This is a genomic window from Arthrobacter sp. PGP41, from assembly GCF_002953935.1.
Classification (GTDB): Bacteria; Actinomycetota; Actinomycetes; order Actinomycetales; family Micrococcaceae; genus Arthrobacter.
This window is the reverse complement of record NZ_CP026514.1, coordinates 1,262,761-1,278,788: the sequence shown is the minus strand read 5'-3', so window position 1 is coordinate 1,278,788 and position 16,028 is coordinate 1,262,761. Positions and strand designations below refer to the sequence as shown.

The following is a 16,028-nucleotide window of genomic DNA, read 5'->3' as shown; positions in this document are numbered from 1 at the left end:
GCTGTCCGGCCAGCCTAGTGGCTGAGCGTCACGGGCACTGTTTCCTGGCCGGCGGCTGCTGCCAGGAACGCCAGCGTCGAGACGTCGTTCCTGCCGTCCTGCTGGACCAGCACAGCGCCGTAAGCGGCATCGCCGGACGCGGAAACTACGTAGCCCACGACGCCCACGTCCTCAACCTTGTCCGGCACCGCTATGGAAGACGTGGTTCCGCCGGCAATGTCGGCGGTGGACGGCGGCCGGACTTTGCCGTCCGATGTGATCGCCGAATAGGTGATGGTGGCCCTGGCGTCCAAGGCGCCGAAAATCAGGCTGCGGCTGCCGCCCTGGGGAACCGGAACCACGTGCTGGCTGCCCAGCCTCACCCCGGACGCTGCCCAGGCGACGTCCGACGCCTCGCCTTCCTGGAGCCCGCGGGTGATCCGCGTGGCCGCGACAAACGAGACATCCGAGGACGCTGCCACCGTGTACTGCCCGGCGGGGACACCCGCGAGCGAAACTTCAGTGACGGCGCCTGCCTTTGCCGTAACGACGCCGCCGGAGGGCAGGGCCTCTTGGCCGTCCCGGCCGTAGAGCTTGACCTCCACCACTGCGTCCGACGGCCCCGGAACCGTCAGCTGAAGGGCCGGGCCGGCATCCTCATATCCGGACTTCCCGGTCAGCTGGGCCAGTCCGGCAGGGTCCTGGATGTCCACGCCCGTCATGACCTGGCGCGCTGCGGGAGCTGCTCCCGGCGCAATGAAGTCCACTCCCCCGGGGGTGAGGCCGCGCAGGACGCCCTGCTGGATCACCGCCGCGACGGGGCCGCCGGCGCTGCGGACGTGGACGCTGAGTTGCCGCTCCCCCGGCGCCAAGCCTGCGAGGACCACGGATCGGGAGGTGCCCGGAGCGACAAGCAGGCCGCGGCTGCCAGGCGCCTGGATCTGCCCTTGGGCGCCAAAAAGTTCCAGGCTGACGGTGGCCGGCGTGGTGGAAGCATTTGTCAGCACCAGCACGGAGGCCCGGCCCACGGTTGTGCTGGCTCCTGCAAGCCACTGGTCGTTGGACGGCGGCTGGCAGTTGGATGTTGCGGTGCCTTGGAGGTCTCCGTCAGAGGCAGTGAACTTCATCACCGCTGCGGCCGATGCCTTCTGGTTCGCCAAGGCGTCGGCGGTCAGTACGCTGGCCTGTTCTACAGGACGGGCGTCCACCACTCCGGCCAGGAGTTCCTGGGGCGAACCGGCAGAGGCAGCCTGGCCGGGTTCCTTGGAGATCTCGACGGCGGTTGTCCCGTCCAGCTGCGACAGCCGGCTAGCCGGCAGCACGCCCGCCGAGCCGAGCACCGCCCCTGTGACAGAACTGGCCGCCGTAGCTGACACCGGACTGAACTGGGGATCCGTTCCTGTTTCGGTGCCTTCCAGTAGCCGGGCCGGTCCCGGGCACACGCCCAGGCTCGTCCCGGCGGGGACAGCTACTGCCGGGGCCGCCACCGCACGGCTGGAATCCGCCTGTGGCAGGAGGGATCCGCCCACCACCACGGCCCCCGCTCCGGCGAGGATCACCGCCGCCGAGGCGAACCCCATCAGCCTCGCTTTGCGCCCCTGTACTGAAACCGGCTGGGAAGAACGCTGATCAGTGTCCGGGGTATCTTGGGCGCCCGTTACGCTGTGCGTCCCGCCGGGGGCCTTGGCTTCCGGCTCTTCGGCGGCCGCGGTGTGCTCATGCATTCTGGTGTTCCTTACGCAGGGAGCCCTCGTCCCGTGAAAGGCCGGTCCGTGTCCTTCGGGCGGGCATCGGGATGGCGAGCAGGACCGTCAGGCCAATTACCGTGACCTGCGCTATGGCCGTCCACAGTGCCCAAGGGTTCTCATAGCGGATGGTCAGCTGTCCTCCGGAGGCGGGGAGCGTGAAGGCCTGGGCCCAGCCCGAGGTAGTTGCCGTGAGCCTGCGGCCATCGATCCAGGCGCTCCAGCCGGGATCCGCACGTTCTGCCAGGACCACAAGGCGCCCTTCCGGGCCCGCATCCACGGGGGCGTCGACGTCGGTGTAGGCGGAGGGAACCAGCCCTATGGCAGCACCGTTTGCGTCCACGATCCGTACCCGGTGGGCAACATCGGCAGCCTGCAGTACCGGCTGGTTCAGCGGGGTGATCCGCCAGAGCCATCCCACGTCTGTCTGGCCGACGGCCACAAGTCCGGGTACGGCATCCATCCTGCTTGCTGTCAGTTGCGCCGCAGTGTCCGCTGAGCGCAGCACAATGAACCCGACGCCCAACTGTTCGAGGTCGATCCGCGGGTCCACGCCCTGGCCGGCAACAAGGATGGCCACTACGCGGCGGACGGCGGCGGCGACGTCATCGTCGTCGCGTACCGACTCCACCCCCGGCGCACCGATGATGTTGCGTGCGGACGCTATGGCGGAAAAACTGTCCAACGTGGTGCCGGAGCCCCGCATCAGGGTTGCATCGAAAATGCCGTTGTCCCGTGTACTGATCAGCAGGGTGCGGGTCTGCTCGGGGCCGGTACCGCGGTCGATCGCGGTCGCCGGGAGGGTCCGCGGGTTGGCGGGCTCCACCAGGCGGGGGACTCCGAGCGCGCCGGCGTCGCCGGCAACGCCCGATTCCGTGGCACCGGCGCCCGCCGGGACCGTCCCGGCGGCAGTCGCAGGGCGAAGCAGGTTCTGGGCGGACCACGCCGCCATCCCCGCGAGGGGGCCGATCAGCAGGACGGCCATGCTGATGGCAGCGACTGACCGCAGGGCAGTCCTGTGCCTGGTGGTGCTGCTGGCCACAGCTTTGTCGCTCATGGCCAGGAGTTGTTCCGCACCCAGAATGCCTGCCGCCAGGAGTGCGAAGGCCGCGGCCGAGACTGGCGGGCCAGTAAAGGGGGTCACCAGCGTTTCCGCGTTTAGTCCGGTGGCCACGTGGCCGGCCAGCCAGCCGCCGGTCAGGGCAATGATGGCGGCCACCCAGAAACACCTCACTGTCCTGGCCCGGCGTCCGGGGATCAGCAGCCCGGCAACGGCCAGGGCGAGCACCGGGACCGCCACAAGGAGTGCCAGCAGCAAGGCCCACGGAATTGCGCCGCCCGTGAAGTAGGGAAGCCCCTCCAGGCCGCCCTCCGGATCAAACTGCAACGGCTGTCCCAAGAGCTGCTGCCACAAAGGTGCAGCATCAAAAGCCAGCGGCAGACCGGGATCCGCCAGCAACGCCCTCGGCCTGTCGAGCACGGAGATGCCGAAGGGAATGAAAAGGGCCGCAGTGGGCAGCAGGGCCCACCAGACCGTGCGGCCGCGGCGGCCGAGCAGGAGGCCGCAGAGCACGATGACCACCGCGGCCGGAACCAGGAGCGACGGTGCAGACGCGACAACAACCGCCAGTGCAAGCCCCGCGGCCGCGGCGGCGGTCCAGGACGGCGTGCCGTTGATGCCTGGCCTGGCCGGCGGCCTGTCGCCAAGGCGGTCGCTGGAAAGGGCAGGCAGCGTGAAGCGGCCGTGCCCTACTGCAGAGCCGGTGGCCCGCAGCAGCGCAAGGACCAGCAAGGGAAGCATGATGTGCGCAACCAGGGCGCCGGCCCGGCCCTGATTAAGCGCCACCTGGAGGGCAGGGGCGGCAGCCCAGAAGACAGCCGCGGCCAGCCGCAGCCGGCGGCGGACAGTCAGTCCTCCCACAGCGAACCACGCGGTCAGCCCGGACAGCGGAGTTGCCAGCAGCAGCAGCCAGGCGATGGCGGCGTTGGCGTCGCCTCCGCCAAATACGCCAAGGATCCACAGGACGTATCCAAAGGGGTCTCCCCGCCCGGGCAATCCTGCACCCAGCGTGATCCACCAGCTTGAGGCGTGGTTCCACAGATCGCCGAGGTCGCCGGAAACGGGAATGAGGGCGCCACCTGTAACGGCGTCGGCACGGAAAAGTCCCGTAAGGGCCAGCATCGACGCGACGGATGCGATGATGACGGTGGCCAGGGCGCCGTTGCCCACCCAGCCGCGCTTTGAGGTGGCAAGTGCCGCGAAGTCGTCAGACGCGTCCCCCGTGGGTTGGTTTGCCAGTGGATCATGCTCCAGGTCATCGGCAGGTGAATTGTCCGAGCCGAGCGCTTCCATTAACGACCGGCGGTGGCTCCAGACCTCGCGCCTGGGCGTCTGAAGCTTGCGGATCACAGACCTGCGGATCCGGCGGGTTCGGCGGGCGCTGCGGCGGGCCTGGGCCACGGCGCGCGGCCGGCCGAGGGCGGCGCAGGTGGCAACCAGCTGGGACAAGCCGTGGCCGGGATCTTTTACCAGGATACTGAGTACCAGCTTGAACAGGCTGCCCAGGAGGGCCCCGGCTCCATGGATGGGTACCATCCACAGCGGCGAGTGTTTCAGGCGCAGATGGACCTGGGCTTTCCGGGCGGCTGCGGCGTTGCCCAGCGCGTGCGGCCGGTGCGCTACGTGGAACATCCCGGCCGAGGGCACCACCACAACCCGGTGCCCTGCCAGCCGGTTGCGCCAGCAGAAGTCGACGTCGTCGCCGCTGCCGGGCAGGGCGGGATCGAAACCGCCCAGCTGCTCCCAGATGTCGCGGCGAACCAGCATGCCGGCGGAATTGACCGCAAACGTGTCGCTGCGCCCGTCGTACTGCCCCTGGTCCAGTTCATCGGCGTCGATCAGGGTGAGTCGTTCGGCCCACCGGCTGGTGGACAGGCCGACGTCGATCAACTTCCGTCCGCCGTCCCAGTCCAGCTGCTTGCAGCCGGCCACGGTGACGGAAGGCGCGCGTTCGACGGCGCTGAGCAGCTCGGCGAGGGCTTGCGGCGCGGGTGCCGCATCATCATGCAGCAGCCAGATCCACTCAGTCCTGCCGCCTGCAGAGCTTCCGCGCCATGGTGCCAGTTCCGCCAGGCCGGCCAGCACCGCCGCCCCCATGCCGCCTTTACCCCGCTGCTGGCTGACGACGTGGGCCGGGCCCAGGGCCTGCTGGAGAAGGGCCTTGGAATCATCCCGGGAGCCGGTGTCGACGCCAATGGCGTAGTCCACGGGCCGGGCCTGGTCCGCTAGGGCTGCGAGGGTTCTGGGCAGATAGTCACTGCCGTTGTGGGCGACCACAACGGCAGTGACATGGACATCCTGGTGAATTAGATTGCTCGCTTCCTAAGGCGCCGGCGCTCGCGCTCGGAAAGGCCTCCCCAGATGCCAAACCGTTCATCGTTCGCCAACGCGTACTCCAGGCATTGCGAACGCACGTTGCATGCCCCGCATACCTTTTTCGCGTCGCGGGTGGAGCCGCCCTTCTCAGGGAAGAATGCCTCGGGGTCGGTTTGGGCGCACAAGGCGTCCGTTTGCCAGCCCAGTTCGCCTTCGTCGTCGAAATCCTGCTGGAAAGGCAGTCCGATCCATACGGGCTGGATGGCGCTTGGTGCGGCCAGCTCCATGGGAGGGTCGAGTTCATCCTCCGGCTCGGCGCCGCCGTCCAGCAGGGCCTCGTGCGCGGCGAGGAAGGCAGTGGCCTGGTCCTCAAGGGCGCCACCCGCGTTCCTGTTGTACCGCTCGGCGGCATGGGGGTCGGCCGGGTCCACGTACCAGTCGCTCGGCACCCCCCGTGCCCGGTATTTTGCCGTTGCCTGGCCGGCCACGACGGCATCTTCCTGGATACGCTCTGCTTGCCCCATGGCGACCCTCCTGATGTTGCAGCCCCTGCCTGGATACGTGGCACTCGGTTGTGTGCCGGCATTTACGCAGTTGCCTTTAGTTATCTAATTACACGCGTGTAACTAGGGCGAGTCAAGCCGCCGCCGGATAATAATCACTCTCGATCACGAATAAGGCGTACGCCACGCCCGGTAATTTATTACGGGCGTGCGGCGCCATGGTCCAGCAGTCCGAACTGACGGCCGCGAACCGTCAAATTCGCCGCCGTTTGCGGGAAAATACCCGCAAAGACAGTAAATAGCAAGCACACTGAGCAACTCAGTGTGAGATATGTCACGTCGGGGTGGCGGGTGCAACTCCAGCGTGCTGCGCCGGCAGTGCCCGGCCAACCGTAGTCCAAGGAGCGCCCCCGGTGGCAGGATGTAGCCATGACCAACCCGGCAGCTGACCTCATGGCAACCCTTCGTTCAGGCAACTCCACTGCCCCGCGCCTCACCTGGTACGGCCCCGACGGCGAACGCGTTGAGTTATCCGGCCGGGTGCTGGACAACTGGGTTGCCAAGACCAGCAACCTGCTCCAGGACGAACTGGACGCGACCCCCGGCATGCGGCTGGGCCTGGAACTGCCGGCGCACTGGAAGTCCATGGTCTGGGCACTTGCCGCCTGGCAGCTCGGCATGCAGACCGTCCTTGACCGCAGCCCGGCGGATTACCTGGTTACTGCTGATCCGGAAACGGTGGAGGGAAAGTACGACGCCGTCATCGCCGTTGCGCTGCCTGCGCTGGCCATGCGCTGGCCCGGTGAGCTGGGCGCCGGCTACCTCGACTATGCAGCGGAAGTGCGCTCCCACGGGGACGTGTTCATGGCCCATGCCGAAGCTGATCCCGCAGGCTGCGCGATCGTGGCCGGCGACGGCCGGAGCTACCTTCACCAGGACCTGCTCGACGGCTTCGCGGTACCTCATGAAGAGGGCGTGCGGCTGCACATCCCGGCCGGGAACGGCCTCGAGGCGGCCCTGTCAAATGCCCTCGGCGCCTGGCGGCGCGACGGCTCGGTGGTGGTAACCCACCCGGATGTGCAGCTGACGGACAACCTGCTCGCAGCGGAACGCATCCACGGAAGTTGAGCTGCCGTGCCGGCTAGCCCTTGCCCTGGCTTTCGGCCGAGGTTTCCCTCTCGACGGGGACGGTGCGCTCCTTGGCGTGGTGGTGCAGCTCGATGAGCTCGTGGTCGTGGGAGAACTCCGGTTCCTGGTCCAGTTCCTGGTTGAACACCAGGAACCGGTAGGCGAAGAAGCGGACAACGGTGGCTACCAGGATGCCAAGTATTCCCGCGAAGAACAGCATATTCTTGTCAGTCACGCCCAGACCGTACTTCGCGAGGGCGGTGAAGCCGGTGGAGATGCCGATGCCGATCCCATTGATGAGGACGAACATCAGGAATTCCCGGAGCACGTTTGCCTGCCGGCGGTGCCGGAAGGTCCAGAGCCGGTTGGCAATCCAGGAGAACACCGTGGCCACCGAGGCGCCCACAAACCTTGCCTTGGCCTCGCTGTCGGTCATGGGGCCGTGCATGAGGTAGTAGGTGAGGCCGTTGTCGATGACGAACGCAACACCGCCCACAGCTCCGAATTTGGCGACTTCGCGCCAAAAAAGGGACGCGAGTCCCCGGATGCGGTCTGCAAGTGCGGTAAACATGGCCCTCCATGGCTGTCTGAACTGTGGGCCATCGGGCCAGAGGCCATTTTAGCCCCCAAACCTGCGTGGCAGCCTCCCTAACCTGCGCCTGGGGCTTTCGGCGCCCGAAACACTCCTGCCCGCCGCGGACCGGAACGTGGGATACCGGTCGGTCTTCGGTAGGCTGGCAAATGTGACTTTTCCAGTAATAGGCGTGGTGGGCGGCGGCCAGCTTGCCCGCATGATGGCCCCGGCCGCAACCGCACTTGGCTTTGAACTCCGCGTCCTTGCCGAAGGTGACGATGTCTCCGCTGTATCGGCGGTGCCGTCCTCGCCTGTGGGTGACTACAAGGACCTGCAGACCCTCCTGGACTTCGCAGAAGGCCTGGACGTCATGACCTTTGACCACGAGCACGTCCCAACGGCCCACCTTCGTGCCCTGCAGGACGCCGGAGTCAACATCCAGCCCGGACCCGACGCGCTCGTTAACGCCCAGGACAAGCTGGTGATGCGTGCAGCCATCGACCGGCTGGAACTTCCCAATCCCGCCTGGGCCTCGGTTGAGGACGTGGCAGGCCTCGTCAGTTTCGGGGAACGGACTGGCTGGCCGGTTGTGCTGAAGATGCCGCGTGGCGGGTACGACGGCAAGGGTGTCCGCATTGTGGGCTCGGCGGAAGAGGCTGCGGACACAGAAGAATGGTTTGACGCCATGAGTCCCCTCCTGGCCGAGGCCAAGGTCGAGTTCACGCGGGAACTGTCCGCATTGGTGGCACGGACGCCGGACGGCGAGGCCCGGGCATGGCCCGTGGTGCACACCATCCAGGTGGACGGCGTGTGTGACGAGGTCATAGCGCCCGCGCTGGATATCCCCGTGGAGGTTGCAGCGGCAGCGGAAGACGCCGCCCTGCGGATTGCCGGCGAGCTGGGAGTGACGGGCGTGCTGGCCGTTGAACTCTTCGAGACGCCGGGTTCGGGGGCAGGGTTCCTGATCAACGAACTTGCCATGCGCCCCCACAACACCGGCCACTGGACGCAGGACGGCTCGGTGACCAGCCAGTTCGAGCAGCACCTCCGGGCGGTACTGAACCTTCCACTTGGCGCCACGGACACCCTTGCCCCGGTGGTGGTGATGAAGAACTTCCTGGGCGGCGAGAACCAGGACCTGTATTCCGCCTTCCCGCTGGCGCTTGCCAGCGAACCTGCCGCGAAGGTGCATTGCTACGGCAAGTCCGTCCGGCCCGGCCGCAAGATCGGCCATGTGAACCTGGTGGGTTCATCAACCACGGACGTTGAGTCCGTTCGCCGCCGTGCCACCATGGTGGCTAACATCATCCGCGACGGGCGGGTAGCGGCGGAGGAAACGCCAAGCACTTTCGAGGAGAACGCATGAGCGCCCAAACCACACCTGCCACCGCGTCGGAGACAGCGCCCTTGGTAGGCCTGGTCATGGGTTCCGACTCGGACTGGCCCGTGATGGAAGCCGCGGCGGACGCGCTGGCGGAGTTCGGCATTCCGTTCGAGGCCGACGTCGTGTCCGCCCACCGGATGCCGACGGAAATGATCCGCTACGGGCAGACCGCCCATGAGCGCGGTTTGAGGGTCATCATTGCCGGCGCCGGCGGCGCGGCCCACCTGCCGGGCATGCTGGCCAGCGTTACGCCGCTTCCGGTCATCGGCGTGCCTGTCCCCCTGAAGACCCTGGATGGCATGGATTCACTCCTGTCCATCGTCCAGATGCCGGCGGGCGTTCCGGTGGCTACCGTTTCCATCGCCGGGGCACGCAACGCGGGCCTCCTGACCGTGCGGATACTGGCGGCCGGGACGGACGGGCTTGCCGCATCGCTTCGCGCAGACCTCCTTGATTTCGCCGCGGACCTCAACGCCGTCGCTACCCGCAAGGGTGCGAACCTGCGGCAAAAGGTCAGCGAGGTCTTTGCCGAAGGCAACGGCGCCCTGCGGGGCAGCCGCTAGGGCGGCGCGTATGTCCAGCAGCAAGCTGCATGACTCCGCTCCCGGCGGCGCAATGACAGATCCCGTCCGGTACCCGGTCAGCGCCTCCCCGCCCGTCCGCACCAAGCGCGCTTTCGTGCTTGTCCTCCTGACCCTCCTGGTACCGGGCAGCGCCCAGATTGTGGCCGGCGACCGGAAGCTGGGCCGCGCCGCACTGGCCGTAACGCTCTGCGTCTGGACGGTACTCGCGCTCACCCTGCTCCTGCTGCTCCTCAACCGCCCCCTCCTGATCAACATCATCACCAATCCCTTCGCCTCCCTGGCGATCGTGATCCTGCTGGTGGCGCTGGCCGTCGGCTGGGCGGCGCTGTTCATCAACACCCTGCGGCTGATCCGCCCCGTGTTGCTGGAGCCCTCGGTACGGCCCGCCGTCGGGATTGCTTTGGTACTGGCTCTGGTCCTCGGGAGCGGGTCGCTCGGCTATGCCGCCTACCTCCTCAACGTGGGCCGTAACGCTATCGGCAATATCTTTTCCTCCGGGCCCGCCATCGACCCCGTGGACGGGCGCTATAACTTCCTGATGATGGGCGGCGACGCCGGTGAGGACCGTACGGGACGGCGTCCGGACAGCCTCTCCGTGCTGAGCGTTGACGCCGAAACCGGCCAGACCGCCATCATTTCCGTCCCCCGCAACTTCCAGAACGCGCAGTTCAGCGAAGACTCGCCGATGCGGGCCATCTATCCCGACGGCTACAACTGCGGCGACGAATGCCTCATCAATGCCATCAACACCGAAGTAACCAACCAATACGCGGACCTTTACCCGGGGGTGGCCGATCCCGGCGCGCAGGCAACCATGGAGGCCGTCTCCGGAACTCTGGGAATGACAATCCAGGCCTATGTTCTGGTGGACATGGAAGGCTTTTCCACCCTCATCGACGCCATGGGCGGCATTAGGATCAAGGCCGGCGGCTGGGTACCCATGAGCGGCTACTTCGACGATTACAGCCAAACCCACGGCATGCCCCTCGGGTGGATCCCCGCCGGAGAGCAGACGCTCGACGGCAACCAGGCGCTCTGGTACGGACGGTCACGCGAGTATGTGGACGACTACGCCCGTATCCAGCGCCAGCAATGCGTCCAGCAAGCCATGCTGAAGCAACTGGACCCGGCCACGCTGCTGGCCAAGTTCGAGGACATCGCCAACGCGGGCACGCGGGTTGTGGAATCCAATATCTCCTCTTCCCAGCTTGGCAGCTTTTTGGACCTCGCCATCAAGGCGAAAGGCCAGGAGGTCAAGCGGCTTACCATCGGCCCCCCTGACTTCGACGCTTCCTTCTCCACCGTCCCGGACTTCGGCCGGCTCCATGAGCGGGTGGCCCAGTTGCTGGCATCGGCCTCCGCCAAGGGCGCCCAGTCGGCAGGAATTGCAGACGACGCCATCGCCGTCCCGAAGGCGGGTTCCGGGCGCATCCAGGCGGCCGGGGCCTCCCCCGCTGGCCTGCTGGCCGGCGGCGGCGCCGCACAGCAGCCCACGCCGTCGGACTTCACGCCGGTGACCACAACCCCCGACGGCGAGCCGATCACCGCAGAGATGCTGAACCAGCTCAAGCGCGATGGCGATGAAGAAGCCATCCGCCAGCTCGTGGCCACCAACGGCCAGTGCGCCCCGCTCTAGAGCCAACCCACCAACGAACGGAACGGTTTTGTACCAGATTGACAACGTCCTCCGGGATTACGCCTGGGGTTCGACGACGGCCATCGCCGCCCTCCTGGGACGCCCGGAGTCCGGCGGGCCCGAAGCGGAACTGTGGATCGGCGCGCACCCCGACTCCCCGTCTGTCGCCCGCGTTCCCGAGGACGGTTCGGCCACCACGCCCTTGGACGCCCTGATCTCGCGCGATCCGGAGCATTTCCTCGGCGCGGACTCCGTTGCCCGCTTTGGTCCGCGGCTGCCGTTCCTGGCCAAGATCCTGGCGGCAGCCCAGCCACTGTCCCTGCAGGTCCATCCGAGCCTGGAGCAGGCACGGGCGGGATTTGCGCGGGAAAACGCGGCGGGCCTGGCCCCGGAGGCACCCAACCGGAACTACCGGGACGACAACCACAAGCCGGAGATGATTCTCGCCCTGACGCCGTTTGAGGCGCTGTGCGGTTTCCGTCCGGCTGCCCGGACCGTGGAAATCCTGCGGCACGTTGCCGCCGCCTTCGACTCCGTGGACGGCGGGGCTCCCGCGCTGATCGATGGGCTGCTTGGGGACCTCCAGTCCGCCGACGAAAGCACGGGCCTGCGGAAAGCCTTCGAGCGCCTGATCAGCGGCGGCCAGTCAGTGGCTGATGCTACTGCGCTGGTGGTGGCCGCGCTCCGCTCCGGAGCGCCCGTTGCACCTTACGAGGCCGAACTCAACACTGTGGTCAGCCTGAACGAAAAGTACCCCGGCGATCCCGGGGTCCTGATCTCCCTGCTGCTGAACCGCATCTCGCTGGCACCCGGCGAGGCGGTCTACCTGCCCGCCGGAAACGTCCATGCCTACCTGCACGGGCTGGGCGTGGAGGTCATGGCATCCTCCGACAACGTCCTGCGCGGCGGCCTCACCCCCAAGTTCGTGGATGTGCCCGAGCTCCTGCGGACGGTTGACTTCCAGCCTGTGGCGGTGCCCATGCTCGCGGCCGAAAGGACTGTCCTGGACCAGGAACTGTTCCGCCCGCCGTTCGCGGAATTCCAGCTGCAGCGCATCGAGCTCTCACCCGACGCCGGACCGGTACCGCTGGCACAGTCCGGCGCGGCCGTGGTGATTGTTGTGGCCGGCAACATCTACCTCGATTCGCCCAAGGGCGACCTGCAGCTCGCCCGGGGCGGCAGCGCTTTCCTGGCCGCCGCCGAGGCTCCAGTCAACGTTCACCCGGTGGCGGGGAGCACGGAGCCTGCGCTAGCTTTCGCCGTGACCACGGGCCTGTAGCAGGCCGCGCCCCACGGCTCTCCAGGCAGCAACAGCAAAGGGCGACGGCGGCACCCGGGCGGGTGCCGCCGTCGCCCTTTGCTTGCCGGGGCTAGCTGCCCGGGCGCAGCTTCTGGAGCACAGGGCGGACCCTGCCGGCGGCAGCCTTCAGCAGCCGCCGGCCGGTCTGCAGCCCGCGCCGCGCCAGCGGCATGGCCTGGGCATATGCCGGGTAGAACGGCGAGAGCGGCTTTTCCCAGGTGCCCAGCAGCATGTTCTCGTGCTTGGCAAACTGCTTTTTGAAGTCCGAGATGCCGTCGTTGAGCAGGCCGTTGAAGTCGTAGCGGGAGCAGCCGTCCTCGCGCATCGCCTGCAGCGCCGCCCATTTAACGCCGTAGTTGACGCGCTGCCTCTGCCCCTCGGCAGACACGCCGCCGTAGAGCTCGAAGGCGGTGGAGCCGCTCCTCGCGAGCCAGACAAACGCCAGTAACTGCTCGCCGTCGAACGCCCCGATGATCGGCGAGCCGTCGCCCATGTTCTTGAAGATGTCCCGGTAGTACTGGTCCTCGTGGATCCCGAACCCGGCGCGGTCCGCGGTCTCGTGGTAGACGGCCAGTACCTGCTCAAGTTCGGCGTCGTTCTTCACCTTGCGGAACTCCACTTCGCTGCGCATGGCCTTGCGGATGTTGGCGCGGGTGGACTTGGACATGTCCGCCATGAGCTCGTCATCGGTCCTGGTGAGGTCAAGGATCAGGGTCCGCGGGATCAGCACCGTATTGCTGGATGACCGGAACCCGGCGGCCGCCACTTCACCGGCGAAGACTGAATCCCGGTCCCAGTCGGGTTCGATGCTCAGGGCCACGCCCCTGTGCCGGACGGCGGCGTGGCCGGCCAGGCTGTTGAGGACCGCCTGCGCATTTTCCGGAGCACACATGGGGCCGCGGGGAATATACACCAGCGCACGGAACGGAAGGGGAAGGCGCCGGACCAGCAACTGGGCGCAGCCAATGGTGTTCCCGCCGTCATTGATGAGCACACGGTCCACGGACCAGCCGTGCATTGCTTTGGTCTCGCCCCACCCCCAGAGCTGTTGCGGATGTCCCTGGAACCGGTCAACATGGTCGTCCCAGAGGGCGCGGTCAGTACAGGGCACAACAGCAGGAATCATGGCTTCAACCCTATACCAACGGCTTAAAACGCCAGGCCCCCGGAACGCGGTGCGCGCTCCGGGGGCCTGGAATCTCAACGCGGCCGGGTCAGCTCTTGCGGGCGTAACCTTCCCACTTGTCGGCCCGGTGCTCGCCGTCAACGAAGCGGATGGTGCCGGATTTGGAACGCATCACGATGGACTGGGTAAGGACCTTGTCCTTGGAATAGCGCACTCCCTTGAGGAGGTCGCCGTCGGTGATGCCGGTGGCGGCAAAGTAGCAGTTGTCACTGGAGACGAGGTCGTTGGTGGACAGGACCCGTTCGAGGTCGTGGCCGGCATCGATGGCCTTCTGCTTTTCTTCGTCGCTGGTGGGCCACAGGCGGCCCTGGATCACGCCGCCGAGGGACTTGATGGCGCAGGCCGCAACGATGCCCTCCGGGGTGCCGCCAATGCCCATCAGCGCGTCGACGCCGGTTCCCGAGCGGGCAGCTGCGATGGCGCCTGCCACATCGCCGTCCATGATGAACTTGGTGCGCGCGCCTGCCTCGCGGATTTCCTCCACCAGCGGCTTGTGGCGGTCACGGTCGAGGATCATGACGTTGAGCTGGTTGACCTTGACGCCCTTGGCCTTCGCGATCAGGTGCAGGTTCTGCTTGACCGGGAGGCGGAGGTCCACCATGTCAGCGGCTTCCGGACCCGTGACGAGCTTCTCCATGTAGAACACGGCGGAGGGGTCGAACATGGAGCCGCGCTCGGCTACTGCCAGGACGGCAAGGGCGTTGTTGATGCCCAGTGCAGTCAGCCTGGTTCCATCGATGGGATCGACGGCAACATCGCATTCGGGCCCCGTACCGTCGCCGACGCGTTCGCCGTTGAACAGCATGGGGGCTTCGTCTTTTTCGCCTTCACCGATGACCACGACACCGTTGAAGTGGACGGTCTGCAGGAAGGAGCGCATGGCGTCAACGGCAGCGCCGTCAGCCTTGTTCTTGTCGCCGAAACCAACCCAGTGACCGCCGGCGATGGCTGCCGCCTCGGTGACGCGGACAAGCTCGAGGGCAAGGTTGCGGTCCGGCTCATCGTTACCCACTGCAAGGGACGGGGAGAGCGTGGAGTACTTCTGGGTCATGGACGCTGGTGACACGTGAACCTCTTCTTCGAGTGGCGATCATTGAACCCGCCCGGCCGGTGCGGCAGGGCGGTGATTCCTCTGCTACCGATCATAGTCGCGGCACCGCCCACGGGGCGGCGGATGACGCAACACCGCAATGTGCCGGGAGCTGCGCCGCGGAGCCGGCGCCGGCCAAATGGAAGTTGACCGCCGGCATGGGCGACTATAGAGGTGTGAATGACATGCAGGAAAAGACCACTCCCAGTCCCGAGCCGCACGGATCCGGAGGCAGCAACGGACCCGGCGCCACGGCAGGACAGGGGCAGGTTAAGCCTGTCATTCCGGCGGCAGCCGCCAAGCGCGCCAACGCCTCGGTGATTGGAATGGTCATCGCCCTGGTGGTGAGCATCGCGGCGTTCCTGCCCATCATCCTCATGAATCCGCTGCCCAAAAGCGAGGGCTACCGTCCGAACATCGATGTGGGAGCCACCGCACGCAACGCCGCGGATGTGGCGGGATTCACACCTGCAGCCCCGGACACCGGCAACACTTTCCGGCCGAACTACGCCCGGTGGGAAGCCGGAACCGGCAGCGGCGTCCCCACCTGGGAAGTCGGCTACCTGACGCCCAGGGAGTCCTTCATCAGCCTGGTCCAGACCAGGAGCGCCAACCCCACCTGGCTTCTTCAGCAAACCAGGAACGCGCCGGTCACCGGCTCCCGGAACGCCGGCGGGCAGGAATGGCAGCTTCGGGACACCGGCAAGGGCGGTAAGTCCCTGGTGCTGGACTACCGCGGCACCACCGTTGTCCTGTCCGGGGAGGCCCAACTGGACGAGATCGCCGCGCTGGCGGACGCCGTCGTCAGATCCATGGAAAGCAACCCGGCTGTCACAGTTTCACCCTCTGCGCCCGCCGCGCCGTAAGGTAGGCGCGTGGCTACCTACCTGACTCCTGCACTCGCCTGGCGCCGTCTGCGCGAAGGCAATGAACGATTCGTTAACGGTGAGACCTCGCACCCCAACCAGGATGCGTCACGCCGGTCATCCCTCGTGGAGAACCAGCACCCCTTCGCCGTCATCTTCGGTTGCTCCGACTCGCGGCTCGCCGCAGAGATCATCTTCGATGTGGGCCTCGGCGACGTCTTTGTCGTCAGGACGGCCGGCCAGGTCATTGACGACGCCGTCCTGGGCTCGCTGGAATACAGCGTGGCAGTGCTGGGGGTGCCCTTGATCGTGATCCTGGGGCACGACAGCTGCGGCGCCGTCAGCGCCACCAAATCCGCAGTGGAAACCGGAGAGATGCCGACAGGTTTCATCCGGGACCTGGTGGAACGGATTACGCCGTCGGTCCTCACCTCCCTCCGCAATGAGGAAACCGAAGTCAATGACATGGTGGTGGAACACGTCAAGCAGACGTCGCAGCGCCTCGTGGACAGCTCCCGTGTGATTTCCGACGCAATCGGCTCCGGCAAGACCGCGGTGATCGGCCTCTCGTACAGCCTGGCCGAAGGCCGCGCCAACCTTGTTTCCGGAATCGGCGAGCACTAGGAGCTTCCCAAAACTGCCGCGGCCGTAGGCCTGTAGCAAGCAGTTCACGGTTT

13 protein-coding genes are annotated in these 16,028 nt (G+C 66.8%); 7 read left to right on the top strand and 6 right to left on the bottom strand.

Going from position 1 to position 16,028, the window contains the following annotated elements:
• Positions 1 to 14: 14 nt before the first annotated feature.
• From C3B78_RS05850 to C3B78_RS05840, 3 genes are read right to left on the bottom strand one after another with little or no spacing between them, the layout of a single operon-like run.
• Positions 15 to 1,703 carry a DUF5719 family protein gene (locus tag C3B78_RS05850; protein ID WP_104997230.1) on the bottom strand — a complete coding sequence of 563 codons (1,689 nt, stop codon included), beginning with the start codon at positions 1,701 to 1,703 and terminating at the stop codon, positions 15 to 17.
• Complete coding sequence (locus C3B78_RS05845; protein ID WP_104997229.1) at positions 1,696 to 5,061, bottom strand: glycosyltransferase family 2 protein; 3,366 nt, start codon at positions 5,059 to 5,061, stop codon at positions 1,696 to 1,698. Before C3B78_RS05845 ends, C3B78_RS05850 begins: the two co-directional genes overlap by 8 nt.
• Positions 5,062 to 5,090: 29 nt before the next feature.
• The gene (locus C3B78_RS05840; RefSeq protein ID WP_104997228.1) at positions 5,091 to 5,624 is read right to left on the bottom strand and encodes a WhiB family transcriptional regulator; all 534 of its coding nucleotides are present in this window, start codon (positions 5,622 to 5,624) and stop codon (positions 5,091 to 5,093) included.
• Between the two features lie 408 nt (positions 5,625 to 6,032).
• Between C3B78_RS05840 and C3B78_RS05835 the strand changes: the two genes are divergently transcribed.
• Positions 6,033 to 6,731: a TIGR03089 family protein gene (locus C3B78_RS05835; RefSeq protein WP_104997227.1), complete on the top strand. Its 699-nt coding sequence runs from the start codon at positions 6,033 to 6,035 to the stop codon at positions 6,729 to 6,731.
• A gap of 13 nt (positions 6,732 to 6,744) precedes the next feature.
• On the opposite strand, the gene C3B78_RS05830 is transcribed toward C3B78_RS05835, so the two are convergent.
• Positions 6,745 to 7,302, bottom strand: a complete 558-nt coding sequence (locus C3B78_RS05830; protein WP_104997226.1) for a GtrA family protein — start codon at positions 7,300 to 7,302, stop codon at positions 6,745 to 6,747.
• Between the two features lie 172 nt (positions 7,303 to 7,474).
• On the opposite strand from C3B78_RS05830, the gene C3B78_RS05825 reads away from it, so the two are divergent.
• From C3B78_RS05825 to manA, 4 genes are read left to right on the top strand one after another with little or no spacing between them, the layout of a single operon-like run.
• Complete coding sequence (locus C3B78_RS05825) at positions 7,475 to 8,671, top strand: 5-(carboxyamino)imidazole ribonucleotide synthase (RefSeq protein WP_104997225.1); 1,197 nt, start codon at positions 7,475 to 7,477, stop codon at positions 8,669 to 8,671.
• On the top strand, positions 8,668 to 9,252 hold the full coding sequence (gene purE, locus C3B78_RS05820) for a 5-(carboxyamino)imidazole ribonucleotide mutase (RefSeq protein WP_104997224.1): 585 nt from the start codon (positions 8,668 to 8,670) through the stop codon (positions 9,250 to 9,252). Before C3B78_RS05825 ends, purE begins: the two co-directional genes overlap by 4 nt.
• Positions 9,253 to 9,262: 10 nt before the next feature.
• On the top strand, positions 9,263 to 10,909 hold the full coding sequence (locus C3B78_RS05815) for an LCP family protein (protein WP_104997223.1): 1,647 nt from the start codon (positions 9,263 to 9,265) through the stop codon (positions 10,907 to 10,909).
• A 28-nt stretch (positions 10,910 to 10,937) separates the two neighbouring features.
• Positions 10,938 to 12,188 carry a mannose-6-phosphate isomerase, class I gene (gene manA / locus C3B78_RS05810; protein WP_104997222.1) on the top strand — a complete coding sequence of 417 codons (1,251 nt, stop codon included), beginning with the start codon at positions 10,938 to 10,940 and terminating at the stop codon, positions 12,186 to 12,188.
• 91 nt (positions 12,189 to 12,279) lie between these two features.
• Here the strand turns inward: manA and C3B78_RS05805 are convergent, their stop codons facing one another.
• Positions 12,280 to 13,335 carry a lipid II:glycine glycyltransferase FemX gene (locus tag C3B78_RS05805; RefSeq protein WP_104997221.1) on the bottom strand — a complete coding sequence of 352 codons (1,056 nt, stop codon included), beginning with the start codon at positions 13,333 to 13,335 and terminating at the stop codon, positions 12,280 to 12,282.
• An 88-nt stretch (positions 13,336 to 13,423) separates the two neighbouring features.
• On the bottom strand, positions 13,424 to 14,446 hold the full coding sequence (gene glpX / locus C3B78_RS05800) for a class II fructose-bisphosphatase (protein WP_199775395.1): 1,023 nt from the start codon (positions 14,444 to 14,446) through the stop codon (positions 13,424 to 13,426).
• Positions 14,447 to 14,670: 224 nt separating this feature from the next.
• On the opposite strand from glpX, the gene C3B78_RS05795 reads away from it, so the two are divergent.
• Together C3B78_RS05795 and C3B78_RS05790 are read left to right on the top strand one after the other, a co-directional pair.
• The gene (locus C3B78_RS05795) at positions 14,671 to 15,351 is read left to right on the top strand and encodes a DUF4245 domain-containing protein (protein ID WP_104999661.1); all 681 of its coding nucleotides are present in this window, start codon (positions 14,671 to 14,673) and stop codon (positions 15,349 to 15,351) included.
• A gap of 9 nt (positions 15,352 to 15,360) precedes the next feature.
• Complete coding sequence (locus tag C3B78_RS05790; RefSeq protein WP_104997219.1) at positions 15,361 to 15,975, top strand: carbonic anhydrase; 615 nt, start codon at positions 15,361 to 15,363, stop codon at positions 15,973 to 15,975.
• Positions 15,976 to 16,028: the final 53 nt, after the last annotated feature.